The organism is Streptomyces sp. NPDC001507, from assembly GCF_042894765.1.
Taxonomy (GTDB): Bacteria; Actinomycetota; Actinomycetes; order Streptomycetales; family Streptomycetaceae; genus Streptomyces.
Window position 1 is genome coordinate 518,414 of sequence record NZ_JBIAVV010000006.1, and the last position, 23,107, is coordinate 541,520.

Here is a 23,107-nt window from a genome sequence, read left to right on the forward strand (position 1 = left end):
TGCAGCCCCGGTCAGAGCTCGGGCTGCCGCTCCCGCTCCGGCCGGACCGGAGCAAAGGGTGCGCCGGTCACCGGTGCCGGCTCCGTGACCCGGACCCGCCGTCGGGTTCGGCTCGCGAACAGGACGGAGAGCACGAGCGCGGTGGCGAGCGAGACGACACCGCCCAGCACCAGGGTGAAGCGGGCTCCGAGAGCGTCGGACACCAGGCCGACCAGCGGTGCGCCGACAGGGGTGCCGCCGAGGAGGACGACAAAGTATACGGACAGGACGCGACCCCGTAGCAGTGGGTCGGCATGGAGCTGGACCATCGCGTTGGCGGTGGTGGTCACGGTCACCGCGGCACATCCGGTGACGAACAGCAGGACCAGGAACGAGCCGTAGCCCGGCATGAGGCCCTGCGCGACTTCCAGTGCACCGAAGCCGATCGTGGCGGAGATCAGACGGCGTGCGGTGGGGGGCCTGCCGTGGTTGGCCCAGTGGATCGCGCCGAGGAGGCTGCCCAGGGCGTAGGCGGCGGAGAGGTAGCCGAAGGTGGCGGCGCCCGTGTGGAACACCGTGATGGCGACGAGCGAGACGGTGACCTGGAAGTTGAGACCGAAGGTGCCGACGAAGGCGACGAGGCTGACCGGCAGCAGCAGTTCCGGAGTGGCGGCGATGTGGCGGAACGCCTCGCGCGCCCGGATGCGGCCCGGTCGCGCGCGGGCCGGGGCGTCCGGTACGTCGGTACGGATGGTGATCAGGCCGTAGAGGACGGCCAGGTACGAGGCGGTGTTCAGGAGGAACACCGGGCCGGTGCCGAAGGCCGCGACGGCCAGACCTGCGAGGGCCGGGCCGACGGCGCGGGCCACGTTGAACTGGGCGGCGTTCAGGCCGACCGCGCTGGCCGTGCGCTCGTGGGAGACGAGTTCGCAGATGTAGGCGTTGCGGGCGGGACTGTCCACGGCGGTGGCGGTGCCGAGGGCGAAGGCCAGCGCGTAGAGGGACGGCAGGCTCACCGCCCCGGTCACCGTGAGCAGCCCCAGCAGGAGCGACTGGGCGGCCATCGCCGTCTGGGTCAGGAGCAGCGTCCGTCGCTTGGGGTACCGGTCGGCCAGCACGCCGCCGGTCAGGCCGAGCAGGGTCTGCGGCAGGAACTGCAGCGCGGTCACGATGCCGACCGCGCTGCCGCTGTTGCCGGTGGTGTGGAGGACGAGCAGGTCCTGGGCCGCGCGCTGCATCCAGGTGCCGGTGTTGGAGACCAGCTGTCCGAGCAGGTAGCGCCGGAAGTCCGGGACGGCGAGCGCGTGCGTCGCCGGCAGGCGGAAGCCGGCGCTCATGACGTCCGGCGGGCATACGTGCCGCCCGCGACGGGCGTGCCGGCCTCGTCGTCGAGGTGGTGGAAGGTCGGGTGGGGGTGCATGAGGAACGCGTGGTGGGAGATGTTCCACGCGTAGGCGCCGGCCATGGCGAAGGCGACGCGGTCGCCGACACGCAGCCGTTCGATCATGATCCGGCTCGCCAGGACGTCCTTGGGCGTGCAGAGCTGCCCGACCAGCGTCACCGGCTCGTCCCGGACCTCCGGACGGTTCCAGGGCCGCGGCCAGGTGTCGTCGGGGATCACCTCGAAGGGCTGGTCGTGCTGTTTCGCGGCCGGGGTGCGCAGGTGGTGGGTGCCGCCGCGCAGTACGGCGAACGCGTGCCCCCGGCTGAACTTGATGTCGAGGACCTGGGTGACGTACCAGCCGCAGTAGGCGGTGACCGAGCGGCCGGGCTCGATCCGGAGGGTGAGGTGGGGGTGGCGGCCGAGGATCCGGCGCAGTCCGGCGCCGAGTGCGGGCCAGTCGAACACCCTGGGCGGATGCGTGTAGTCGACGCCCATGCCGCCGCCCACGTTGACCTCGCGCAGGTCCACTCCGCGGGCGCGGGCCCAGCTCCCGGCCCAGGCGAGGACCTTGTCGGCGAGCGGGAGATGGGCCTGGGCCTGGAGCCCGCTGGCCAGGTGGAAGTGGAGGCCGCGCAGTCGGACACCCGGGACCGGCGCCATCACCTCCAGGCAGCGGTCCAGTTGCACGGGGTCCATGCCGAACGGCCCGCCGCCCATGGCCAGGGCGACCCGGCCCACGTCGACGGGCAGGTTGACGCGCAGCAGGACGTCCACGCTCCGGCCGCCCAGCAGGGTGGTGAGCACGCGGAGTTCGTGTTCGCTCTCGATGTGCAGCCGCTCGGCTCCCGCGTCCAGCGCGCGGGCCAGCTCCTGCTGGGTCTTCCCCGGGCCGCCGAAGGCGATCGGTGCGCCCGGGACGACGGCGCGGACGTGGTCCAGTTCGCCGCCGGAGGCCACCTCGAAGCCATGGACGTGTGCGGCGAGGGTGCGCAGGATCAGGGGGTCGGAGTTGGCCTTGGCCGCGTACAGCAGCTCGACGCGGTCGGGCAGTGCGGCGCGGATCGTGCGCACGTGTTCGCGCAGGCCGGGCAGGTCGTAGACGTAGGCGGGCAGATCGTCCTCGGGCAGTGCGGCGACGAGGTCGTACGTCCCGGGCCTCACCGGACCACCTCGCGGGGGAAGTCCGCGCCGAGCGGGCTGGGCAGGGGCACGTAGGTCGCGTGCCGGTCGGCCTTGCGGGACCAGCGCAGCAGGAGGTTGGCCTTGGCCGGCAGCGGTACGCCGGACAGCAGGGCACGCAGGCGGGGCGGTTCGGCGGCGGTGCGGGCGTAGCCGGCGAGGTGGTCGCGGACCAGGCCCCACAGGGCGGCTTCCAGGGCAGGGTCGAGGTCGGCCAGGGCGCTGAGCATCTCGGCGGCGTGGTTGACCAGGAGGCAGTACGCGACCCGGTTCCAGCCGTGTTCGGGATCGTAGGTGAGGGGTCCGCGCACGTCGTCCGGGAGCTCGTCGAGGGCCGGACCGTGACGGCTGGTCAGGAGCTTGGTGCCCTCCAGGTCGCGGAAGAACATCTGCGCGGGCGTGCCGTCGGCCCCGACGCCGACGACGACGTTCTGCAGATGGGGTTCGAGCACGACGCCGTGTTCGAAGTAGGCGGCCAGTACCGGCGGCAGCAACAGGCCGAGGTACGCGTCCCACCAGGCCAGGATGTCACCGTCGCCGCGGGCGAGCAGCTGGGAGACGTGGGCTGCGCCGGTCGGATACTCGTCCGCCACCGCGGCGGCGAGCAGGGGTGTGACCCCGGGACGCAGATGGCGGCGCAGGCCGGAGCGGACGATGACGCCGAAGCCCTCCAGGAGGGCGGTGTCGCCGGCCGTGCCGAGGGTGCGGTAGCCGGGCTCGGCCAGGAGTGCGCAGCCCGGGAAGCGGTCGGTGAGACGGGCGAAGACGGGCTGGAGCAGCCGGTTGAGGGCAACGGCCCCGGACAGCTCGTAACTCGCGTGCTTGCGGACGCAGTTGGTGAGGCGGACGTTGAGGCTGAACTTCAGGAACGCGTCGGTCTCCGGGGCGTACAGCGTCCGCACCGATGCGGTCGGCACCAGCTCCGGGCCGCCCGTGCCGGTGTCCACGACATCCCCGGCGGCGACCGCCTCGCGCAGCCGGTCGTGGTCCTTCAGCATCCGGTACTGCCAGGGGTGGACGGGGAGTACGGCGAACTCCGGGTCGGCCACGGGGTGCAGCGCGTCCAGCACGTGCGGCTCGCCCTCCTCCCGTACGAGGTGGCGGCGTACGGCCAGGTAGCGGAGCCGGAAGCGGGTGCCGGTCTCCGGGCCGTACGCCAGCCAGTCCGCCGGGTCCCCGGTACGGGCCTTGGGAGTGGGGTGGAAACGGTGGCCGAACACCAGGGACTGCTCCGAGGCCACGTACGGGTCCGCGGCCGTCCGGGCGCCCGCCCGCTCCTCCAGTACGACGCGGATCGCCTCCCGGCTGTCCGCCACCTGCCCCAGGAACTCCTCGTTGGCCAGGCCCGTGCGCTGTTCCAGTTCGTCCTGGATGCACCGGGCCAGCTCGCGCCAGTCCACGGTCACCCAGGCATCGCCGTCGAGCCGCTGCACCGAGCCCTGGAAACGATGGGCCCCGATCAACGAGGTCCGGCGCAGCGCGGCACGCAGCAGCAGGCCCCGGCGGGGCAGTCGTAGCAGGAGGTGATCGCCGGCGACCGTCACCTGGTGCTCGGGGGCGGACACCTCGCGGATCAGGCAGTTGAGCAGCGTGTGGGTCGTGACGAGGTCGGCCGTCCGCGACGGCTCCGTGGCCGGGGAAGGGACGGTGGTGGCGCTTTCGGTGTGGGGGGCCGTGCCGATGTTCATGTGGTCGCTCCAGTGGGACAGCGGTCGGTGTCAGAGGTCAACGGCACAGCGCCAGCGGGTTGGGAACGGACGTCCACTGCGCCGCGCCCGGGTTCTCGGACAGGCGCATGGCGACGGTCGCCTTCAGCGGCATCGTGTCCCCGAAGAACGCTGCCGCGTCCTCCTGGTCGGGCAGGCTCGCGAACACGCGGCGTCCGACCTCGGCGACCGTGCCCCACAGCGCTCGTGGCTCGGCCGCCCGGGTCCGGCCGAGGACCTCGACCAGCTCGCTGAAGACCCCGCTGACCAGGCCACCGAAGAGCTTGGTGCGCAGCGCGTCGATGTCGTCACCTGCGCGGGTGCCGAGCAGCGGCGGCAGCGTGAAGCCGCACCGGGCCAGGCGGCGCGGGCTGACCCGTACGCCGTCCAGGTCCCGGTACAGCACCCGCACCGGCCGCCCGTTCCGCAGGACGACCAGGGTGTTCTGGCCGTGGGCCTCAAGGGCCACCCCCATGGACAGCAGCGTCAGAGCCGGCGGCAGGACGAGGCCGGCGAGGTCCGCCAGCCAGCTCACCGGGTCCCCCGACACCACGGCGGCTCCGGTCGCGTGCACGGCCGTGAGCGGTACCGCGATCTCCCCGGCATCGAGGTGGCACTCGGTCGACTCCCGGATCATGGCCGTCAGGCTCGCGGAAGGCTGCCCGCCCACGCGCACCGAGCCGCCGCCCAGCTCCCGCAGGACGCGCAGGCTGCCGCTGTGCCCGGCCTTGTCGAGGACGGCCGCGACCAGCTCGGACAGCGGGGGCCCGTCGGCGACCTCGGCCGGGGAGATGGTGCGCCGGTAGTTGGTGACCTGGACGTCGAGCGCGGTCTTGACGTGGCAGCCGGGCAGCGCGCCGAGCGGTGCGAGGGTGCGCAGCGAGAGCAGCGGGCGGGCCGCGATCGTCTCCTCCACGGCGGCCAGGTCGCGGTGGTGCCGGAGCACGTGGTCCCGCTGCCAGGGGTGCACCGGCAGCAGGAACGCGTCGCCGTCCCGCAGTGCCCGCGGCCAGTCGCCGGCGCCCTGCCAGCGGTCGGCCGGGACCCGGACCAGGGCCAGCCGGACGACCGGGTGGTGTTCGGGCGCGTAGGCGAGCACGTCGGCGACGGACATGCCGGTGCGCGTCCGGCAGCAGGGGTGCTGCGGGTGGCCGTCGACGACCGCCTGCTCGGCATCCGCCGAGTCGGCCGGAGTGGCCTTCCGGTCGGCGTTCGCGGCTCTGGCGAGGGCCAGGTTGAAGACGCTGTTGCCGAGTTCGGCCGCCAGCCGCTCCGCCGCGCGGGTTCGCAGGCCCAGCTGTGCCAGCAGCCGGGCCGGGTCGCCGATCGGCCCCTCCGGTCCCGACACGGCGAAGTCCTGCGGAACGTCGGCAAAGGGCCGCGCGCCGGCCTCGGCCGCCGAGAGCGAACCGCCCCTTTGCAGCTCGACGACCAAAGATCCGGCCTCACGGCGACGCCTGGTCACACCGGGCAGGGGTTCTCGTCCGAAGGCGCCCCACAGGCGGGACAGCACGGTGGCGCGTGCTCCCGGGAGTGCGGTCGCGAAGGGCTCCACCAGGTCCGGGCGGATGCGGCGCAGTTCGTCAACGGGCATGCGGTCGTCCATGGGCATGCGGTGTCCCTGGTTCTTGCGGTGGCGGGTTGTCCGGTGGTGCTCCGGTGGCACCGACCGCCCGGCCGACGCTACGGGAAGACGATCAAGGGAACTGCCAGAGCGAATACAGCGAGAGGTCGCGGACACCCCCGGAACAGCGTTTCGCCTGGCACGGTTCCGGCCGGTCCGGCCGAGGCCGGCACAGGGGCCGGCGCGCTGACCTTGGATCAGATTCCGGCTGTCGCCTGGGAGGCCGCGTGCCGGCGTCCGACGTCTTAACTCTTGGCTTACACCACGCTGGCCAGGCCCTTGATGTCGTCAAGAAGCCGCGCCACAGCGGGTGAGCCGACCGTGGAAGATCACTGACTCGGGGGAGCTTGCGGCGTTTGCGCCACGCGCCGCGGCCGGTGTCTGTGAGCCTTTCGGCATGCGTGTCTTGCTGATCGAGGACGACGACCGGGTGGCCGGGCCCTTGGCGGAGGGGCTGCGCCGTTTCGGGTTCACCGTGGAACACGCCAGAACGGGGGCCGAGGGCCTCGCCGCGCCGGAGGTGGCGATGGTGCTGCTGGACCTGGGGCTGCCGGACATGGACGGCATCGACGTGTGCCGGACGCTGCGATCCCGCTCGTCCGTACCGATCATCATGATCACGGCCAGGGACGACGAGGTGGACCGTGTCCTCGGGCTCGAACTGGGTGCGGACGACTACGTCTCCAAACCGTTCGGCGTACGGGAACTCGTCGCCCGGATCCGGGCCGTCACCCGCCGCGCCCGTCCAGCGGTTCCGGACCCCCAGTCCGGATCCTCGAACCCCTCCGACGGCCTCGGTCGTCCCGCGACGCCCGGCATCCAGCGGATCGGCCCGCTGACCATCGACTGCCGCACGCGGCAGGTTCGCCTGCACCAGACGTCCATCGCCCTCGCGCCCAAGGAGTTCGACCTGCTCAGCTGCCTCGCCGAGGACCCCGGCGCCGTCTGCTCCCGCCGGCAGATTCTCGACGCGGTCTGGGAACCTCACTTCTTCGGGCCCACCAAGACCCTGGACGTCCACATCGCCGCGCTCCGGCGCAAACTCGGCGACGCCTCCTGGATCGAGAACATCCGTGGAATCGGCTTCCGCCTCGTCCCCCCGGCACATCCCGACGTCCCGTCCGCCGCGGTGCGGACGCGCGGCGGAGAGCTCCGGTGACCCGTCGCCTCCTGCTCAGCCACCTGAGCCTGATACTGCTCGTCCTGCTCGCGCTCGAAGTGCCCTTCGGCGTCTTCTACGCCCGCAGCGAGCTGGCCCGCTTCTCCCGCACGGCGGAGCAGGGGGCGATGACGCTCGCCGAGGTCTGCGAGGACAAGATGGAGCACGGACTGACGGCCGACCTGCCCGACCTCGCCCTCGCGTACGGGCGGCGGACCGGCGGCACCGTGCTCGTCGCCGACCGCCGGGGCATCGTCCTCACCGACACCGCTGACCGCGCCGTGGTCGGCGAGGACCTCTCCGCCGAGCCGGACATCTCCACGGCACTGCACGATCGCCCCACCGTCGGCACGCGCAGGGCCCCGCCCGCGGACAGTGACTTCCTCTTCGTCACCGTGCCGGGCGGGTCCAACCCCGCCGTCGCCTGTGTGGTGCGCACGGTGTACGCGCTGGGCCCGCTCAAGGCCAGGGTGCGCACCACCTGGCTGGTCCTCGCCGCGGTCGGTCTCGGAGTCCTCGCCGCGGCCTCCCTGATCGGGTTCGCTCTCGCGCGCTCGATCACCCGCCCCGTGCAGGCCCTGGAACGCGCCACCGCGCAACTCGCCGAAGGGCGGATCACCGATCCCCCGGCCACCGACCACGGACCACCGGAACTGCGCAGGCTCGCCGCGTCGTTCACCCGGACCGCGACCCGGCTTCAGCACCTGCTGCAGGCTCAGCAGGCGTTCGCCTCCGACGTGTCACACCAGCTGAAGACACCCCTGACGGCACTGCGCCTGCGCCTGGAGAACTTCGAGCCGCACCTCGCCCCCTGCGCCCAGGACAGCCTCGACACGGCGCTCGGCGAGCTGGAGCGGCTCAGCCGCATGGTGCAGGGGCTGCTCGCTCTCGCCCGGATGGAGAACACGGAGATCCGGGCAGCAGCCGCCGATCTGAATGCCGTCGTCCGCGACCGCGCGGACATCTGGACGGCCTTCGCCGCCGAACAGCAGGTCGACATCATGGTGTCCGGAAGCGCGTCCGTGCCGGTGCTGGCAGTCCCCGGCGCGCTGGAACAGATCATCGACAACCTGCTCTCGAACGCGCTCCGGGTGTCCGCACCGGGGACCTCCGTCACGCTGGCCGTGGTCACCACCCCCGCCGAAGGCACCCGCACCCCGGCCATGACCGAGCTGCACGTGACCGACCAGGGCCCCGGCATGACCGAGGCCGAACGGCACCGGGCCTTCGACCGGTTCTGGCGAGCCCCCCACGCCGACCACGACGGCACCGGCCTCGGCCTGCCACTGGTCCGGCACCTCGCCCGCGCCGGAGGGGGCGAGGTCACCCTGGAGGCGGCCCCCGGCGGCGGACTCGACGCGGTCGTCCGCCTCCGGCACGCCGAATGCCGCGAGCCGCAGGATCGCCTCAGCACCGCTGCGGTCGACATGGCGACCCCGACCACACATGCGCGGTAGGCCGTGGTCCCCCGGCCGCCTCACGAGGCCGCGGCGGCGTTGCCGGTGATTCCTTTCCGGAAGTACCCATCGCTCATGCCCAGGCAAAAGACCACACCCGGCCCTTGACTGGTCTGGACCAATCACGCTTTGCTGCTGGGGTACCACTCACCCCCTACCTCTGGAGTGGCGCATGAGCACCACCATGCCCCGTGGGTCTCGCAGACCCATGTATGGCAGGTCCATGACAGCACTGCTCGTCGTCCTGGCCGGTCTTTTCGGCGCCTTCACCATCACCGCGAGCCCCGCGGCGGCGGCGGACTGCGCCACGGCCTGGAGCTCCAGCGCGGTCTACACCGGCGGCATGACCGCCTCCTACAACGGCGACAACTGGCAGGCCAAGTGGTGGACACAGGGCGAGACGCCCGGCGTCGCCGCGGTCTGGGCCGATCAGGGAGCCTGCGGTGGCTCCGGCGGAGGAGGCACCGGCGGAAGCTGCAACTACCCCGCCTGGGTCGCCGGGCAGTCCTACGCGACCGGCGCCGTCGTGAAGTACACCCCCAACGGTCAGTACTACATCGCCACTCACGACAACCCGGGATACGACCCCACCATCAGCACCTGGTACTGGTCCCCCTACGCCTGCACCGGAGGCTCCGGCGGGGGAGGCGGCGGGGGCGGCGGCACCGGTGGATTCGTGGTCAGCGAGGCCCAGTTCAACCAGATGTTCCCGAACCGGAGCTCCTTCTACACCTACAGCGGCCTGGTGGCCGCGCTCGGCGCCTACCCCGGATTCGCCACCACCGGCAGCACCACCGTGCAGAAGCAGGAGGCCGCGGCGTTCCTGGCCAACGTCGACCACGAGACCGGCGGCCTCGTCTACATCAACGAGGTCGACCAGTCCGGGAACTACTGCGCGAGCGAACCCTACGGCTGCCCCGCCGGCACGTACGCCTACTACGGACGCGGCCCGATGCAGCTCAGCTGGAACTTCAACTACAAAGCCGCCGGTGACGCCCTCGGCATCGACCTGCTGGACAACCCCGGCCTGGTCGCCACCGATGCGGCGATCTCCTGGAAGACCGGCCTGTGGTACTGGAACACCCAGACCGGTCCCGGCACGATGACCGGGCACAACGCCATGGTCAACGGCGCGGGCTTCGGCGAGACCATCCGCAGCATCAACGGCAGCATCGAGTGCAACGGCGGCAACACCGCCGAGATGCAGGACCGCGTCAACGACTACCTCTCCTTCACCTCCGTCCTCGGCGTCCCCGCAGGCTCCAACCTCACCTGCTGACCGCCTCCCGGCGCCGGACCAGGGTGGATGTCCAACCTGCTGGTGAAGCCCGCAGGTTGCCCTCTAAGCACGGCCAGGCTCCTGGCAGACGGGTTGCCGAACATCAACGGCCCCTTCTGCCAGGAGCTTCCCGCACGTGCGAGCCCGTGCCGAGGTGCCGGCACGAGAAGGGTGCGTCACATCGCCGCGGAGGCGGTGAACAGCGCGCGAACGGCGGTGCGCACCTGGTCGGCCACCAGCTCGGGGGGGGCGGAGTCGAGCTTGCCGTCGAGGTGCAGGAAGGCCAGGCCGTGGACGAGGGCCCACACGGTGACGGACAGCGCGTCGGCGTCGGCGCCGGGGAAGGCGCCGCGAACGACGCCGCGGACGTACTCCGAGATCGCGGCGGTCGCGGCGACCCGCTCCTCGCTGTTCGGATCGCAGGGTTCGGCGAACATCACCCGGAACAGGGCCGGGCGGTCCAGTGCGAAACGCACGTAGGCGACGGCGACCGCGGCCAGCTCGTCCGGGGTCGTGGGCGCGGGGTGCGCGGCGAGCAGGTACTCCGCGAGTTCGCGGTAGCCCTGCGCGGCGACGGCGGAGACGAGCGCTTCACGGTCCGCGTAGTGGCGGTAGGGGGCCGTCGCCGAGACGCCGGCCCGCCGCGCGACCGCCCGCAGGGAAAGCCCCGAGCTGCCGTCCTCCTCCAGCAGTTCCCGGGCGGCACGCAGACAGGCGGCGCGCAGATCGCCGTGGTGATACGTGCCGCCCGACTGCGACATTCGCCACACTCCCTTAAGTTTACATCGCTCACATCGCCGACCTAATGTGAACGCTGCATACATATTAGGCGATCGAGATCGAGAGGGGAACTCGGATGACCAGCGAACTGTTCTCGCCGTTGTCCCTGCGCTCCGGGCAGGTGCTGAACAACCGGATCGCGAAGGCGGCCATGGAGGAGAACATGGCCGGCGACGGCCAGCTTCCGGACAAGGGGCTCTTCGAGCTGTACCGGCAGTGGGCCGCCGGCGGCGCCGGGCTGCTGATCACCGGCAACGTCATGGTGCACGCCGAGGCGCTGACCGGCCCCGGCGGCGTCGTACTCGACAGGGCCGCACCACTGGAGCCGTTCACCGAGTGGGCCGGGGCCGCCAAGTCCGGTGGCGGAGCGGTCTGGATGCAGATCAACCACCCCGGCCGCCAGATCGGGTCCGACATGCCCGGCGTCGTCTGGGGCCCGTCCGCGGTCGCCGTCGACCTGGGCAGGCACAGCAGCCGTTTCGGCAAGCCCGTCGCCATGACGCCGGAACAGATCCAGGCCACCGTCACCCGGCACGCCGTCACCGCCCAGCGCGCCGAACTGGCGGGCTTCGACGGGGTGGAGATCCACGCCGCGCACGGCTACCTTCTCTCGCAGTTCCTCTCTCCCCTGGTCAACAAGCGCACCGACCAGTGGGGCGGATCGCTGGAGAACCGGGCCCGGATGCTGCTGGACGTCGTCCGTACGGTGCGCGCCGCGGTGTCTGCGTCGTTCGCGGTCGCGGTGAAGCTCAACTCCGCCGACTTCCAGCGCGGCGGGTTCGACGCCGACGACGCCCGCCAGGTGATCGAGATGCTCGCACCGCTCGGCGTCGACCTGGTCGAGTTGTCCGGTGGCAGCTACGAGAGCCCGGCGATGTCCGGACGCCCCGCCGACGCCCGCACCCAAGCCCGCGAGGCGTACTTCCTCGACCTGGCGAAGGACCTGGCCGCAACCAGCCCGCTGCCGCTGATGCTCACCGGCGGCATCACCCGGCGGCACACCGCCGACGAGGTCCTGGACAGCGGCGTGGCGATGGTCGGGATGGGCACGGCCCTCGCCGTCACCCCCGACCTGCCCGGGCGCTGGCGCCAGGGCCGCGAGGCCGACGACCGGATCCGGCCGGTCACCTGGTCCGACAAGGCCCTCGCCTCGGCGGCCGGCATGGCCCAGGTCCGCCACCAGATGCGCCGGATCGCCCGCGGCAGCCGCCCCACCCCCCGCACCCACCCGGCGATAGCCCTCCTGGCCGAGCGGCGAAACCAGCGACGGGCCCTGCGCCACTACCGCGCCTGGCTCTCCGCGTCACAGCGCACCGCGTGAGCGTGCCACCGGAAGGGCCCCCGGTGGGTGCTCGTCGCTCGCGGAGCATCGCACCGGAGCGCGTCCGTCGACAGGCCGCGCCGAGGCGGCGGTCCTACCCGGCGGCGTATCCCGGCACGGAAGGCCAGCGCACGGTCAGGACGACGGACTCGTCCTCGGCGAACCAGGAGTGGTCGACTCCCCGGCCCCAGACGACGTAGTCGCCCTGCTCCTCCAGGAGCACGCTGCGGCCGGGGAACTCCAGGCGGAAGCGGCCCGTGACGAGGACCAGGAGTGCTGTGCGCACGTCGCCCTCCACCCACTGGGTGCGCTGTTCGCCGCGTGCGTGGACGCCCCATTTGACCTCGACCGCCTGGCTGTGCCGGGGGTCGTCGGGCTCCTTGAAGTGCCCGAGCAGCCAGCCCCGGTCCAGTGCCGCGTCCTTGCCCGCCTTGCCCACGTACACGCTGTCCGCCATGCGTCCGAACGCTAACAGCCGGCCGCCGGACCGGCCGGGACGGAGTGCCGGGCGGCCGCCGCTCAGCGGAGCGCGGCGAGGAGCAGGTTCCTGCAATCACGCTGCTGTTGTCGGGCGATGGTCAAGAGTGCGTCACGTGGGCACGGCGGCTGAGCGGGCCGGAGCCGGCCGACGTACTGAAGGGGCAGGTAGACGCGACTCCGACGAAGGGCACCTGTCTTGATCCCGCGACGCATCGGTCCGAGCCTCGCTCTGGGGCTCGCCTCCGCTTTCCTGCTGGGGGCGTGCGGCTCCTCGAACGGCAGCGCCACCGGCAACGCCGCCCCGGCCGCCCCGGTCACGTCGGCGACCCCGGTCACGTCGGCGACCCCGGCCGCGTCGGATCCGGCCGCCGCCACGACGGCCGCCGGCGCCGGCGACGCGAGCGGGCAGCCGGCCACCACCGCGGCCGTGCTGACCAGGTCGGCCCAGGGCCTGGGCAGCATCGTCACCGACGACAAGGGGCTGACCCTCTACCGCTACGACAAGGACCAGCCCAACCCCTCCAAGTGGACGTGCTCCGGCACGTGCACGAAGACCTGGCTGCCGGTGATCGTGCCGGAGTCCGTGCAGGCCTCGGGGGTGGAGAAGAGCCTCCTCGGCACGGTCCACCGGAACGGCCGGACCCAGCTCACCCTCGCCGGCTGGCCGCTCTACCGGTACGTGGGCGACACGGCGGCCGGGCAGACGAACGGCCAGGGGAAGGACCAGGAGTGGTACGCCGTCACTCCCTCCGGCCAGAAATCGACGGCGACGGGCTGACGCACCGGCGGCCCGGCCCGAAGAAGAGGGCCGGGCCTTTCCTCAGGCGCCGGAACGGGCCGCGACAAACGTCTTCCAGGACCTGTTCCGCTTGAACGGAATTTCGAAGACCTTGGAGAACAGCCACGCCGAGACGACCGAAACCGGCAGGCCCACCGACAGTGTGAACCAGAACGTGGGCAGTCCCGGCGCCACGCAATGCGGGGCCACCCGGCGGATCACGGCCAGGACGACCGGCAGATGGATCAGGTAGAGGCTGTAGGAGAATCCGCCGAGGCCGTGGACCGGGCGTGCGGTCAGGAGCCGTACGAGGACGGCGGGCTTCCCGGTGGCGACGGCGGCGAGCAGCATCGTCATGGCGGGGGCGACGGCGAGGTCGATCCAGAAGTAGTGATCGACCGTCCAGGCGGAGCCGCGGACGGCGCCGAGGGCCAGGACCGGCAGGGCGGCCAGGACGGCGAACCATCCCCACGGCAGTCGCCGCACCCGGTCCGACGCCGTGACGATGCCCGCGCCCGCGACGCCCGCGGCGAACACCGGGGCGAGATGGGGTGCGAGCCAGTTGTCGCCCTCCACCGGATGTGCGCCGGGCGCCGTCAGACCGAGGGCGACCACCGGGAGTGTCACCGAAGCGGCCAGGATCGCGGCGCCCCAGCGCCGTCGGACGACGAGGAGCAGGGGGAAGAGGAGGTAGAGCTCGGCCTCCACCCCTATCGACCAGAACGCGCCGTTCGGCGTCGGGGCGGTGACCATGTCCTGGGCGACCAGGCCGTACACCAGGACCGTCGCGCCGGTGGGCGGCCCGAAGTGCGAGGCCGGCACCACGAACCACGAGACCAGCAGGCTCAGGGCCAGCGCCGCCCAGTACGGCGGCAGGATGCGCCAGGCGCGCCGGCGCAGGAACTCGCCGACACCGGACGGCCGCCAGCCGTGCCGAGCCGGGGAGATCGCCAGGGAGAACCCGGACAGCACGAGGAAGAAGACGACGGCGAGGCGCCCGAACATCAGCCCGCCCAGCCACGGCGGCGCCGAACTGTGCGGGTAGCCGGGGAAGGTGTACAGCCAGCAGTGGAACAGCACGACGTACAGCGCCGCCAGGCCGCGGAGGCCGTCCAGGCCCCGCACCTGCGCGGGCGCCTGCCGACGGGGCCGGCCCGCGGTCCCGTCCCCGGTCCCGGTCTCCTCCCGGCCTACGGGGACGGCCAGGTCGAGAGCACTGCCGGCCGGGCGACTCGCATCCACGGAAATGGTTCGGCCCTTCCTCTGACCACCGGCTGCCGCGCGGCACCGGTGCCTTCGGGCGGCTCGGAACCGCCCACAGCGACAGGTACGTGACCCCCGGCCGGGCCGTTCAACCGCCGCGCCCGGTCGCGGAGTCCGTGCGCAGGGTGCGCACGCCGCAACGCGCCGGCCGCCCGGCGCCTTACGGAGTCGTGACGTGCGGGCGTGGGCGCGTGGTCCGGGGGCCGGGCACGCCTAGCGTGGCCCCATGCGTGTACTGGTCACCGGCGGTGCCGGGTTCATCGGGTCCCATGTCGTAGGGGCGCTGACCGCGCGTGGGCACGAGGCGGTCGTGTTCGACGTACGGGACGATCCGGGCGCCGACGTGCGCAGCCCGGTGGCGGTGGGGCGGGCCCTCGCGGGCGTGGACGCGGTCTGCCACCAGGCCGCGATGGTCGGCCTCGGGGTCGGGTTCGGCGACGCGGCCGAGTACGTCTCCCGCAACGACCTCGGCACGGCCGTACTGCTCTCCGCGATGGCCGAGGCGGGGGTCCGCCACCTCGTGCTCGCCGGGTCGATGGTCGTGTACGGGGAGGGGCGGTACGAGTGCCCGCGGCACGGTGTCGTACGGCCCGGGCCGCGCGCGGTCGCCGATCTGGACGCGGGACGGTTCGAGCCGAACTGCCCGGTGTGCGGGGAAGAGCTGACGCCGGGGCTGGTGGGTGAGGACGCGCCCGTCGATCCGCGCAACGTGTACGCCACGACCAAGCTGGCCCAGGAGCATCTGGCCGCCGCGTGGGCCCGGTCGACGGGCGGTTCGGCGGTGTCGCTGCGCTACCACAACGTGTACGGGCCCCGGATGCCGCGCGACACGCCCTACGCGGGCGTCGCCTCCTTCTTCCGTTCCGCGCTGGCCCGGGGCGAGGCGCCCCGGGTGTACGAGGACGGGCGGCAGCGCCGGGACTTCGTGCACGTCCGGGACGTGGCCGCCGCCAACGCGGCAGCGCTGGAGGCGGGCTCCGCGCCGGGTGTGCTGACCGCGTACAACACCGGAAGCGGCGAGCCGCACACCGTCGGCGAGATGGCCCGCGCGCTGGCCGAGGCGCACGGCGGCCCGCTGCCGGTGGTCACCGGGGAGTACCGGCTGGGCGACGTACGGCACATCACGGCCGACTCCGCCCGGCTGCGGGCCGAACTGGGCTGGAAGGCCGAGGTCGGGTTCGCGGAGGGGATGCGGGAGTTCGCGCGGGCGCGGTAGCCGCCGGCGTCATGGCGCCGCCGGGAGGGTGACCTCGAAGCGGCAGCCGCCGGGGATGTTGTGCACGGTGGCCCGGCCCTGGTGGGCCTCGACGATCCCGCGCACGATGGCGAGACCGAGCCCCGCTCCGGCCGGCGGGGTCCGGGCGTGGGTGCCGCGCCAGCCGGTGTCGAAGACGCGGGACAGGTCCTCGTCGGGGATGCCGCCGCAGCCGTCCGTGACGGACAGGACGACGGCGCCCTCGGCCGACCGTTCGGCGGCGACCGCGACCGTGCCGTCGGGGGGCGTCCGGCGGATGGCGTTCACCAGCAGGTTGCCCAGCACCCGGCTCATCTCCTTGCCGTCCACCTCGACCGGCACCGGGTCCACCCGGTCGCCGACCAGCCGTACGCCGTGCTCCCGGGCCAGCGGGTCGACACCGGCGAGGGCGTCGCCGACGAGGTCGTACACCGACATCCGGCTCGGGCTCAGGGCGAGGGTGCCGGCGTGGATGCGGGAGAGTTCGAAGAGGTCGCCGACCATGTCGTTGAGGCGCTCGACCTCGGTGCGGATCTGCTTGTGGTAACGGTCGGGGTCGGTGGCGACGCCGTCCTCCAGGGCCTCCGACATGGCCCGCAGACCGGCCAGCGGGGTGCGCAGGTCGTGGGAGATCCAGGCGACGAGTTCCCGCCGCGAGGTCTCCAGCGCCCGCTCCCGCTCGCGCGATTCGGCCAGCTTCGCGCTGGTCGCCGCCAGCTCGCGGCTCACCTCGGCCAGCTCGGCGGTGGCCGGGACCGGCGGCGCGGCGAAGTCGCCGTCCTCGCCGAACGAGCGTGCCGCGAGGACGAGTTCGCGGCTGCGGGCGACCACCCAGCGGCCCAGTATCAGCGCGGTCGCCAGGGACACCACCGCCGCCATCGCGACGACCGTCGTCACCACCGAGAGGTCGTGCGAGGAGAGGAACATCGCCCACGCGACCGCCAGGGTGCCGGCGAGCATCGCGACCACGCCGACGACGGCGACCACCGTGAGGGACGCGGTCAGCGAGCGGCGCCGCAGCAGGCGCAGCGCGGCCGCCCCGAGCAGTCCGGTGCCTGCGGCACCGGCGAAGGCGTACAGGGCGATGAGGAGGGTGTCGCGCATGTCAGGCCGCCCCTTCCCGTCCGTCCGGGCCGTGCTGGAGGTTCCGGCCGTCCTGGCCGCTCCGGTCGTGCTCTCCGTCCGGCTCGAAGCGGTAGCCGACGCCCCACACGGTCTGGATCAGCCGCGGCCGGGCCGGGTCGTCCTCCACCTTGGCGCGCAGCCGGCGGACATGGACCGTGACGGTGGACAGGTCGCCGAAGTCCCAGCCCCACACCGCGCGCATCAGGTCGTCCCTGCTGTACGCCCGTCCCGGGTTCCGCAGGAAGAAGGCGAGGAGGTCGAACTCGCGCAGCGTGAGGGCGAGTTCGGTGCCGTCCTTGGTAGCACGCCGGGCGCCGGGGTCCAGGGTGAGCCCGGCGGACGAGAAGGACCGGTCGGTGGCGGCGGGGCGGCTGCGGCGCAGCACCGACTCCACCCGCAGGACCAGTTCCCGGGGGCTGAAGGGCTTGGTGACGTAGTCGTCGGCGCCGACCTCCAGGCCGAGGATGCGGTCGTCCTCGTCGCCGCGCGCGGTGAGCATGATGACCGGGACGGGGGCGTGGCCGCGCAGCCGCCGGCAGACCTCCAGGCCGTCCATGCCGGGCAGCATCAGGTCGAGCACGACCAGGTCGGGCCAGTGGGCGGCGGCGCGGGTCAGGGCGGTGGGACCGTCACCGGCGTGGTCGACCAGGTACCCGGCGCGGTCCAGGTACCCGGCGACGATCTCGGCGACGGTCGGATCGTCGTCCACGACCAGGACCCGGGCGGCACCGGTGGTGGTCCCGGCCTCGGTGAGCTCGTAGGGCTGCTGCATGCCTCCACCCTCGCACCGGGCTGTCGCGGGTGTCGCGGCCGGGCCTGGGCTCGGGGTGCGACGTTCGCGTTTCGTAAGGAACCGCGGAGCGGGGGGCGCCGGTGCCGCCGGGCGCCGACGTCCGCGTTTCGTAAGCAGTCGAGGACCGGAATGTCCGGTTCGCGTTCGTAGGGTGAAGGCCGTGACCACCTCACCTTCTTCTCCTTCTCCGTCCCCGGCGGCGGACGTGGACGTCGTCCTGCCCTGTCTCGACGAGGCGGAGGCCCTGCCCTGGGTGCTCGGCCGGATCCCGGCGGGCTGGCGGGCCCTCGTGGTGGACAACGGTTCCACCGACGGCTCGGCGGACATCGCCCGGGCGTACGGGGCGACCGTCGTCCACGAGGCGCGGCGCGGCTTCGGCGCGGCGTGCCATGCGGGGCTGACCGCGGCGACCGCCGACATCGTCTGCTTCTGCGACTGCGACGCCTCGCTCGACCCGGGGCTCCTCGTGCCGTTCGTGCGGGAAGTCCTGGACGACGAGGCGGACTTGGTGCTCGGCCGCCGGCGTCCCGAGGGGCGGGGCGCGTGGCCCGCGCATGCCCGCGCGGGGAATCTGGCGCTGGCACGGATGCTGCGGCGCCGCACGGGGCTGCGCCTGCACGACCTCGGTCCGCTGCGGGCGGCTCGCCGGGAGCGGCTGCTCGCGCTGTCGCTCGACGACCGGCGCAGTGGCTACCCGCTGCAGATGGTGGTGCGGGCGGCGGACGCGGGGTGGCGGATCGCCGAACGCGATGTGGCGTACCTGCCCCGCACCGGTACGTCGAAGGTGACGGGGACCTGGCGTGGCACCTTTCAGGCGGTGCGGGACATGAGCCGGGTGCTGAGGGAGCGACCTCGGGTGCAGGCCGGTGGGGGCTGATCGCGCAGTTCCCCGCGCCCCCTACGGAGCGCCACGCCTGCCGCACCTCCTAGCCGCGGGCGGCGTCGCAACCCCCAGCCGCGGACAGCAGCACAGCTACTCAGCTGCGGGCAGGCGTGCCGCAGGGCGGCACGGGTGGGCACTGAGGGTCCCCCCGGCCGAAGGCTGGGGGAGGCACCCTGCCAGCGCCGGTAAGCGTCCCCACCCCACCAGCACTCAAGGAACCCCATGACCACCCTCCTAGTCATCGCCAAGGAACCCCGCCCCGGCAGGGTCAAGACCCGGCTCACCCCGCCCTTCTCGCCCGCGCAGGCCGCCGCCCTCGCCGAGGCCTCGCTCGCCGACACCCTGGACGCCGTGGCCGCGGCCCCGGCCGCCCGCCGCGTGCTGGTGCTCGACGGAGAACCCGGCCCCTGGCTGCCGCCCGGCTTCGACGTCGTGCCGCAGTGCGGCGGAGGGCTGGACGAGCGGCTGGCGGACGCCTTCGCGCACTGCTCCGGCCCGGCGCTCCTCATCGGCATGGACACCCCGCAGGTCACCCCGGCCCTGCTCACCGTGGACTTCGCGGAGTGCGACGCGTACTTCGGCGGCGCCGAGGACGGCGGGTTCTGGGCGCTGGGACTGGCCGACCCGGATCCCGCCCTGCTCCGCGGGGTGCCGATGTCGACGCCGGAGACCGGCGCCGTCCAGCGGCAGCGCCTCGTCGGCGCCGGGCTGCGGGTGCGCGACCTGCCCCGGCTGCGCGACGTGGACACCGCCGCTGACGCGGCCGCGGTCGCCGCCCTCGTCCCGCACGGCCGGTTCGCCGCCCTGCTGTCCCGGTGCACTGCGTACAGCGGAACGGACCGCCCATGACCACCTCGCCGCCCGTCCCCCGGACCGGCTGGACCGGCGCCGACCCCTACGCCGCCGCGCTGCGCGCCGGGCACGGCCCGCTGTTCCTGCGCCGCACCGACGGCTGGCTGCTGCCCCTGGACGTCGAGCGCTGGTGCGCGCGGGCCGACCCGGTCGACCGGTCGGTCCTCGACCGCTGCGAGGGCGCGGTCCTGGACGTCGGCTGCGGCCCCGGGCGGCTGGTCGCCGAACTCGCCGCCCGGGGCCGTACCGTCCTCGGCATCGACGTGAGCGCGGCCGCCGTGGACCACACCGTGCGGCTCGGCGGCCAGGCGCTGCGCCGCTCGGTCTTCGAGCCGCTGCCCGGCGAGGGCCGCTGGGGCACCGTCCTGCTCATGGACGGCAACGTCGGCATCGGCGGCGACCCGCGCGTCCTGCTCGGCCGGGTGGCTCGGCTCCTCGCACCCGGTGGGCTGCTGATCGCCGAGACCGCGCCGGTGGACGTCGACGAACGCGCCGACGTCCACCTCACCGACGCCCGGGAGGCCGTCGGCGCCCCCTTCCGCTGGGCGCGGCTGGGCACCCCGGCCCTGCTGCGGTACGCGCGGGGCTGGGAGCCGGAGGCTCAGTGGGAGACCGGCGGGCGCCGCTTCGCCGCCCTGCGCGACCGGCGCGCCAGCAGCAGCGCCGAGCCGCCGAAGAGCACGGCGGTGATCAGCAGCCAGCGGGCCAGGTAGCCGTCCACGGACCGGCCGGTGGCCGACCGGTAGTGCCCGGCCGCCATTCCGCTGATCAGCGGGAACCACACCAGCAGGAGCAGCGCGGAGAGCGCGGCCGGGACCCGGACGTACATCACCCACTCCCGGCGCCCGGCGGCGCCCAGTCCCCGCGCCGCCGCCCGGTCGGCCAGCGCGTACAGCGGCAGCAGGACGAGGTCGTGCAGCAGCGCCGCGCCCACCACCCACAGCGCGACGCCGAGCCAGTCGCCGGCCAGCAGCCGTACCCCGGCATAGGCGGCGAGTGCGAACGAGCAGACCAGCAGGAGGATCTGCAGGGGGCTGCCGATGACGAGGCGCGGGCGCGGGCGCATCACAGGTCTCCGAAGGTCATCCGGGCCACCCACTTGGTGTTGAGGACACCGGGTGCGGCCGGCACGATCACGCGGGCCGGGTAGCCGTGGTCGGGGGACAGGTCCTCGCCGTTCACCTGGAGGGCGAGCAGGGAGCGCGGGTCGGCGACCTGGTTGGCGCGCAGGGCCGCGCGGCGGAAGGCGCCGTGCCGCTGGACGGACTCGACGAGCACGTCCGGCGGGTCGGTGTCGTAGCCGACGAGCGCGGCGAGGTCGCGCAGCCGCACCCCGCGCCACCACTGGTCGGCGGTCGACCAGCCCTCGACGCAGGCGATCGGCAACGCGGCGCTGTGCAGGGGCAGCCGGAGCAGTTCGGCGCGGCTGAGGCGGACCGTCCGGCCGTCGCGTCCGGTGACGACGAGCCGCCACGCCTCCGGCCCGGTCTCCTGCGCGTCGATCCCGGCGTACGCGGCCGTCTTGTTGATCTGGAAGCCGTTCGGCCCGCTGCCCGGGTCGGCTCCGCCGTGCGGGGCGAGCAGTGCGGTGCGGCGCCATACGCCCCCGATGCTCTGCCCCGCCGTCATGACGAGCAGCAGCAGGGACGCGCCGCCCGTGAACCACAGCGCCCCGCGCCGGGAGACGGTGGGCGCGTCCGGCCGTGGGGTCGCCAACTCCCCCTCGTCCCCCTCGTCCCCGTGCTGCCGGCGTTCCCGGACCGCCCGCAGTGCCGTCGGGGTCTTCAGTGCAGCGTGCGCGAGGAAGGCGGCGAAGAACACCCAGGCGCCGTAGAAGTGCAGCGGGTAGAAGGAGCCGGGGAAGACGTAGTCGAGCTGGACGTTGAGGACACCGGTCGTGAACTCGAAGAGGCCGCCGCCGACCAGCAGCAGCAGCGAGACCCGCTCCAGGGCGTGGGCTAGCGAGCGGGCCGGGGGCAGCGTGAACAGCTTGGGCACCACCGACCACAGCTTGGCGAGCAGCACCGGGATCAGGACGATGCCGAGGGTGACGTGCAGGCCCTGGGTGACGCGGTAGAGCCAGTACGGGTTCGTCGGCCAGGAGAAGAGGTAGAAGCCGAGGATGCCCTTGTCCGGGGTCTGGTCGTTCACCGGGGCCAGGTCCGGGTTGTACGCGGCGTACGACACCAGCCCGGTCACGAACAGCACGGTGACGCCGACGAGGAGCACCAGGCCGAGCACCGAGGTGAACCAGGTGCCGCGCAGCGGGCTGCGCCAGAAGCCGGGTGAGGTGGGGAGCCGTGGATCGTCGTCTCGCATGGTCCGACCGTAGGCCGGGAGAACCCCCGGAACGGGTGCGCGACCCATGACGAAAGTCTGACGTCAGCCGCCTGATGCACGGTTCGGCGCAATCCCCGGCCTAGCGTTCCGGTGTGACCCGCGCTCCGCACCGTGATCGGCCCGCCGATCCCGCCACCGACACGTCCCCCGGTCCGTCCGTCCGTTCGGCCGCCGATCTGCTCGCGGTCCTCGCCGCCGCCCTGCTGGTGCTCGTCGCCGTCCTGGTCGGCCGGCACCTCCAGGACACCTACCGCGTCCTGTTCGTGCACTGGCCGCCGCTGTTCGCCGACTGGGACCCGCACGTGGGCCCGGGCACCCCGGCAGCCGTGCTGGTCGCGGGCGCCGTGGTGGCGTACGGGCCGAACCTGGCCGTACGGCTGCCCTGGCGCGGGCTGCTGGGCGCGGCCTGGGGCGCCTGTCTGGCCTGGACGTGGTCGCTGGCTCTGGTCGACGGCTGGCAGCGGGGCGTGGCGGGCCGGCTGACCAGCCCGAACGAGTACCTGACGGTCGTCTCCCGCTTCCACGACATCTCGGCGACCCTGCGGGACTTCACCCACCACATCGTCAGCGGCACCCCGGCGCCCTGGCCGGCGCACATCGCCGGGCATCCGCCGGCGGCCACGCTCACCTTCGTCCTCCTGGACCGGGTCGGGCTGGGCGGCGGCGGCTGGGCGGGGGCCTGGTGCATCACGGTCGGTTCGACGGCCTGCGTCGCCGTGCTGGTCGCGGTGCGGGCCCTGGCCGACGAGCGGCTCGCCCGGCGGGCCGCTCCCTTCCTGGTGATGGCCCCGGCCGCGGTGTGGGTGGGTGCCTCGGCGGACGGGTACTTCGCGGCGGTCGCCGCCTGGACGGTGGCCCTGCTGGCGCTCGCGGTGACCGGCCGGTCCGTGGCCTGGGCGGCGGGTGCGGGGCTGCTGTACGGGCTGACCTGCTACCTGTCGTACGGCCTGACGCTCTTCGCGCTGATCGGGGCGGCGGTGCTGGTGCTCGGCCGGCGCCGGGTCCGGGCCCGCCCCGTCGTGCTCGCGCTGCTGGCGGCGGGGGCGGCGGTCGTCCCGCTCGTGTTCACCCTGGCCGGGTTCGACTGGTGGCAGGGGTACCGGCTGCTGGTCACCCGCTACTACCAGGGGGTCGGCGGGACCCGGCCGTACGGCTACTGGGTGTGGGCCAACCTGGCCTGCACGGTGGTCATCACGGGGCCGGCGACGGCGGCCGGACTGCGGCGGTCGGGTGCCGTACTCGTGCACCGCCGTACCGCGCCCGTCGCGCGGCGGCGGCTCGCCTTCCTCGTGGGGGCGGCCCTGCTGGCCCTGCTGCTCGCCGACCTGTCCGGGATGAGCAAGGCGGAGACGGAACGCATCTGGCTGCCGTTCGCGATGTGGCTGCTGCCGGCCTGCGCGTTCCTGCCCCGGCCGCGCGCCTGGCTCGCTGCGCAGGCGCTGCTCGGGCTGCTGCTGAACCACCTGCTGTTCACCGGCTGGTGACCCGGCC

The 23,107-nt window shown here is 73.4% G+C and carries 21 protein-coding genes; 10 read left to right on the forward strand and 11 right to left on the reverse strand.

Features of this window, described 5'->3' with window-relative positions:
- Positions 1-11 precede the first annotated feature (11 nt).
- Genes ACFY0K_RS22305 through ACFY0K_RS22320 form a run of 4 tightly spaced genes read right to left on the reverse strand, consistent with a single transcriptional unit; the run spans position 12 to position 5,860 of the window.
- Positions 12-1,316 carry an MFS transporter gene (locus tag ACFY0K_RS22305; protein ID WP_390641289.1) on the reverse strand — a complete coding sequence of 435 codons (1,305 nt, stop codon included), beginning with the start codon at positions 1,314-1,316 and terminating at the stop codon, positions 12-14.
- Complete coding sequence (locus tag ACFY0K_RS22310) at positions 1,313-2,524, reverse strand: type III PLP-dependent enzyme (RefSeq protein ID WP_390641290.1); 1,212 nt, start codon at positions 2,522-2,524, stop codon at positions 1,313-1,315. The genes ACFY0K_RS22305 and ACFY0K_RS22310 overlap by 4 nt, the downstream gene beginning before the upstream one ends.
- On the reverse strand, positions 2,521-4,230 hold the full coding sequence (locus ACFY0K_RS22315; RefSeq protein WP_390641291.1) for an IucA/IucC family protein: 1,710 nt from the start codon (positions 4,228-4,230) through the stop codon (positions 2,521-2,523). The genes ACFY0K_RS22310 and ACFY0K_RS22315 overlap by 4 nt, the downstream gene beginning before the upstream one ends.
- Before the next feature lie 37 nt (positions 4,231-4,267).
- Complete coding sequence (locus ACFY0K_RS22320) at positions 4,268-5,860, reverse strand: IucA/IucC family protein (RefSeq protein ID WP_390641292.1); 1,593 nt, start codon at positions 5,858-5,860, stop codon at positions 4,268-4,270.
- A gap of 409 nt (positions 5,861-6,269) precedes the next feature.
- Here ACFY0K_RS22320 and ACFY0K_RS22325 point away from each other — a divergent pair, with 409 nt between their 5' ends.
- From ACFY0K_RS22325 to ACFY0K_RS22335, 3 genes are all read left to right on the forward strand, one after another.
- Positions 6,270-7,031: a response regulator transcription factor gene (locus ACFY0K_RS22325; protein WP_351958646.1), complete on the forward strand. Its 762-nt coding sequence runs from the start codon at positions 6,270-6,272 to the stop codon at positions 7,029-7,031.
- A complete protein-coding gene (locus ACFY0K_RS22330) occupies positions 7,028-8,488 on the forward strand; it encodes a sensor histidine kinase (RefSeq protein ID WP_390641293.1) in 1,461 nt (486 codons plus the stop codon). Before ACFY0K_RS22325 ends, ACFY0K_RS22330 begins: the two co-directional genes overlap by 4 nt.
- A 223-nt stretch (positions 8,489-8,711) precedes the next feature.
- Positions 8,712-9,767 carry a glycoside hydrolase family 19 protein gene (locus ACFY0K_RS22335; protein ID WP_390641294.1) on the forward strand — a complete coding sequence of 352 codons (1,056 nt, stop codon included), beginning with the start codon at positions 8,712-8,714 and terminating at the stop codon, positions 9,765-9,767.
- 176 nt (positions 9,768-9,943) lie between these two features.
- Here the strand turns inward: ACFY0K_RS22335 and ACFY0K_RS22340 are convergent, their stop codons facing one another.
- The gene (locus ACFY0K_RS22340; protein ID WP_390641295.1) at positions 9,944-10,528 is read right to left on the reverse strand and encodes a TetR/AcrR family transcriptional regulator; all 585 of its coding nucleotides are present in this window, start codon (positions 10,526-10,528) and stop codon (positions 9,944-9,946) included.
- Positions 10,529-10,623: 95 nt separating this feature from the next.
- Here ACFY0K_RS22340 and ACFY0K_RS22345 point away from each other — a divergent pair, with 95 nt between their 5' ends.
- On the forward strand, positions 10,624-11,868 hold the full coding sequence (locus ACFY0K_RS22345) for an NADH:flavin oxidoreductase/NADH oxidase family protein (RefSeq protein ID WP_390641296.1): 1,245 nt from the start codon (positions 10,624-10,626) through the stop codon (positions 11,866-11,868).
- A gap of 94 nt (positions 11,869-11,962) precedes the next feature.
- Here the strand turns inward: ACFY0K_RS22345 and ACFY0K_RS22350 are convergent, their stop codons facing one another.
- Positions 11,963-12,325, reverse strand: a complete 363-nt coding sequence (locus tag ACFY0K_RS22350; protein ID WP_390641297.1) for a signal peptidase I — start codon at positions 12,323-12,325, stop codon at positions 11,963-11,965.
- A gap of 219 nt (positions 12,326-12,544) precedes the next feature.
- On the opposite strand from ACFY0K_RS22350, the gene ACFY0K_RS22355 reads away from it, so the two are divergent.
- Complete coding sequence (locus ACFY0K_RS22355; RefSeq protein WP_390641298.1) at positions 12,545-13,126, forward strand: hypothetical protein; 582 nt, start codon at positions 12,545-12,547, stop codon at positions 13,124-13,126.
- A 42-nt stretch (positions 13,127-13,168) separates the two neighbouring features.
- Here ACFY0K_RS22355 and ACFY0K_RS22360 read toward each other — a convergent pair whose 3' ends face one another.
- The gene (locus ACFY0K_RS22360) at positions 13,169-14,368 is read right to left on the reverse strand and encodes an acyltransferase family protein (protein ID WP_390641299.1); all 1,200 of its coding nucleotides are present in this window, start codon (positions 14,366-14,368) and stop codon (positions 13,169-13,171) included.
- 247 nt (positions 14,369-14,615) lie between these two features.
- Between ACFY0K_RS22360 and ACFY0K_RS22365 the strand changes: the two genes are divergently transcribed.
- Complete coding sequence (locus ACFY0K_RS22365) at positions 14,616-15,605, forward strand: NAD-dependent epimerase/dehydratase family protein (protein WP_390641300.1); 990 nt, start codon at positions 14,616-14,618, stop codon at positions 15,603-15,605.
- A 9-nt stretch (positions 15,606-15,614) separates the two neighbouring features.
- Here ACFY0K_RS22365 and ACFY0K_RS22370 read toward each other — a convergent pair whose 3' ends face one another.
- Together ACFY0K_RS22370 and ACFY0K_RS22375 are read right to left on the reverse strand one after the other, a co-directional pair.
- Positions 15,615-16,727, reverse strand: a complete 1,113-nt coding sequence (locus ACFY0K_RS22370; protein ID WP_352358895.1) for a HAMP domain-containing sensor histidine kinase — start codon at positions 16,725-16,727, stop codon at positions 15,615-15,617.
- A gap of 1 nt (position 16,728) precedes the next feature.
- Positions 16,729-17,520 carry a response regulator transcription factor gene (locus ACFY0K_RS22375; RefSeq protein WP_390641301.1) on the reverse strand — a complete coding sequence of 264 codons (792 nt, stop codon included), beginning with the start codon at positions 17,518-17,520 and terminating at the stop codon, positions 16,729-16,731.
- A 172-nt stretch (positions 17,521-17,692) separates the two neighbouring features.
- Between ACFY0K_RS22375 and ACFY0K_RS22380 the strand changes: the two genes are divergently transcribed.
- The 3 genes from ACFY0K_RS22380 to ACFY0K_RS22390 all read left to right on the forward strand — a co-directional run bounded on the left by ACFY0K_RS22380 (position 17,693) and on the right by ACFY0K_RS22390 (position 19,989).
- A complete protein-coding gene (locus ACFY0K_RS22380; RefSeq protein ID WP_390641302.1) occupies positions 17,693-18,418 on the forward strand; it encodes a glycosyltransferase family 2 protein in 726 nt (241 codons plus the stop codon).
- A 228-nt stretch (positions 18,419-18,646) separates the two neighbouring features.
- Positions 18,647-19,273, forward strand: a complete 627-nt coding sequence (locus tag ACFY0K_RS22385; protein WP_390641303.1) for a DUF2064 domain-containing protein — start codon at positions 18,647-18,649, stop codon at positions 19,271-19,273.
- A complete protein-coding gene (locus ACFY0K_RS22390) occupies positions 19,270-19,989 on the forward strand; it encodes a class I SAM-dependent methyltransferase (protein WP_382733071.1) in 720 nt (239 codons plus the stop codon). The genes ACFY0K_RS22385 and ACFY0K_RS22390 overlap by 4 nt, the downstream gene beginning before the upstream one ends.
- Here ACFY0K_RS22390 and ACFY0K_RS22395 read toward each other — a convergent pair.
- The gene (locus tag ACFY0K_RS22395) at positions 19,878-20,342 is read right to left on the reverse strand and encodes a hypothetical protein (protein ID WP_390641304.1); all 465 of its coding nucleotides are present in this window, start codon (positions 20,340-20,342) and stop codon (positions 19,878-19,880) included. The genes ACFY0K_RS22390 and ACFY0K_RS22395 overlap by 112 nt on opposite strands.
- Positions 20,342-21,595, reverse strand: a complete 1,254-nt coding sequence (locus tag ACFY0K_RS22400; RefSeq protein WP_390641305.1) for a molybdopterin-dependent oxidoreductase — start codon at positions 21,593-21,595, stop codon at positions 20,342-20,344. Before ACFY0K_RS22400 ends, ACFY0K_RS22395 begins: the two co-directional genes overlap by 1 nt.
- Before the next feature lie 113 nt (positions 21,596-21,708).
- On the opposite strand from ACFY0K_RS22400, the gene ACFY0K_RS22405 reads away from it, so the two are divergent.
- Entirely contained in the window at positions 21,709-23,100 is a 1,392-nt protein-coding gene (locus ACFY0K_RS22405; RefSeq protein ID WP_390641306.1) for a hypothetical protein, read from the forward strand.
- The last annotated feature ends 7 nt before the right edge of the window (positions 23,101-23,107 follow it).

What these genes read in the sequence shown, in the direction of transcription:
- ACFY0K_RS22395 (WP_390641304.1), bottom strand. Translation starts at nt 20,342, where the DNA reads ATGCGCCCGCGCCCGCGCCTCGTCATCGGCAGCCCCCTGCAGATCCTC.
- ACFY0K_RS22400 (WP_390641305.1), bottom strand. Translation starts at nt 21,595, where the DNA reads ATGCGAGACGACGATCCACGGCTCCCCACCTCACCCGGCTTCTGGCGC.
- ACFY0K_RS22305 (WP_390641289.1), bottom strand. Translation starts at nt 1,316, where the DNA reads ATGAGCGCCGGCTTCCGCCTGCCGGCGACGCACGCGCTCGCCGTCCCG.
- ACFY0K_RS22375 (WP_390641301.1), bottom strand. Translation starts at nt 17,520, where the DNA reads ATGCAGCAGCCCTACGAGCTCACCGAGGCCGGGACCACCACCGGTGCC.
- ACFY0K_RS22325 (WP_351958646.1), top strand. Translation starts at nt 6,270, where the DNA reads ATGCGTGTCTTGCTGATCGAGGACGACGACCGGGTGGCCGGGCCCTTG.
- ACFY0K_RS22365 (WP_390641300.1), top strand. Translation starts at nt 14,616, where the DNA reads ATGCGTGTACTGGTCACCGGCGGTGCCGGGTTCATCGGGTCCCATGTC.
- ACFY0K_RS22340 (WP_390641295.1), bottom strand. Translation starts at nt 10,528, where the DNA reads ATGTCGCAGTCGGGCGGCACGTATCACCACGGCGATCTGCGCGCCGCC.
- ACFY0K_RS22320 (WP_390641292.1), bottom strand. Translation starts at nt 5,860, where the DNA reads ATGCCCATGGACGACCGCATGCCCGTTGACGAACTGCGCCGCATCCGC.
- ACFY0K_RS22385 (WP_390641303.1), top strand. Translation starts at nt 18,647, where the DNA reads ATGACCACCCTCCTAGTCATCGCCAAGGAACCCCGCCCCGGCAGGGTC.
- ACFY0K_RS22335 (WP_390641294.1), top strand. Translation starts at nt 8,712, where the DNA reads ATGACAGCACTGCTCGTCGTCCTGGCCGGTCTTTTCGGCGCCTTCACC.
- ACFY0K_RS22315 (WP_390641291.1), bottom strand. Translation starts at nt 4,230, where the DNA reads ATGAACATCGGCACGGCCCCCCACACCGAAAGCGCCACCACCGTCCCT.
- ACFY0K_RS22370 (WP_352358895.1), bottom strand. Translation starts at nt 16,727, where the DNA reads ATGCGCGACACCCTCCTCATCGCCCTGTACGCCTTCGCCGGTGCCGCA.
- ACFY0K_RS22350 (WP_390641297.1), bottom strand. Translation starts at nt 12,325, where the DNA reads ATGGCGGACAGCGTGTACGTGGGCAAGGCGGGCAAGGACGCGGCACTG.
- ACFY0K_RS22390 (WP_382733071.1), top strand. Translation starts at nt 19,270, where the DNA reads ATGACCACCTCGCCGCCCGTCCCCCGGACCGGCTGGACCGGCGCCGAC.
- ACFY0K_RS22345 (WP_390641296.1), top strand. Translation starts at nt 10,624, where the DNA reads ATGACCAGCGAACTGTTCTCGCCGTTGTCCCTGCGCTCCGGGCAGGTG.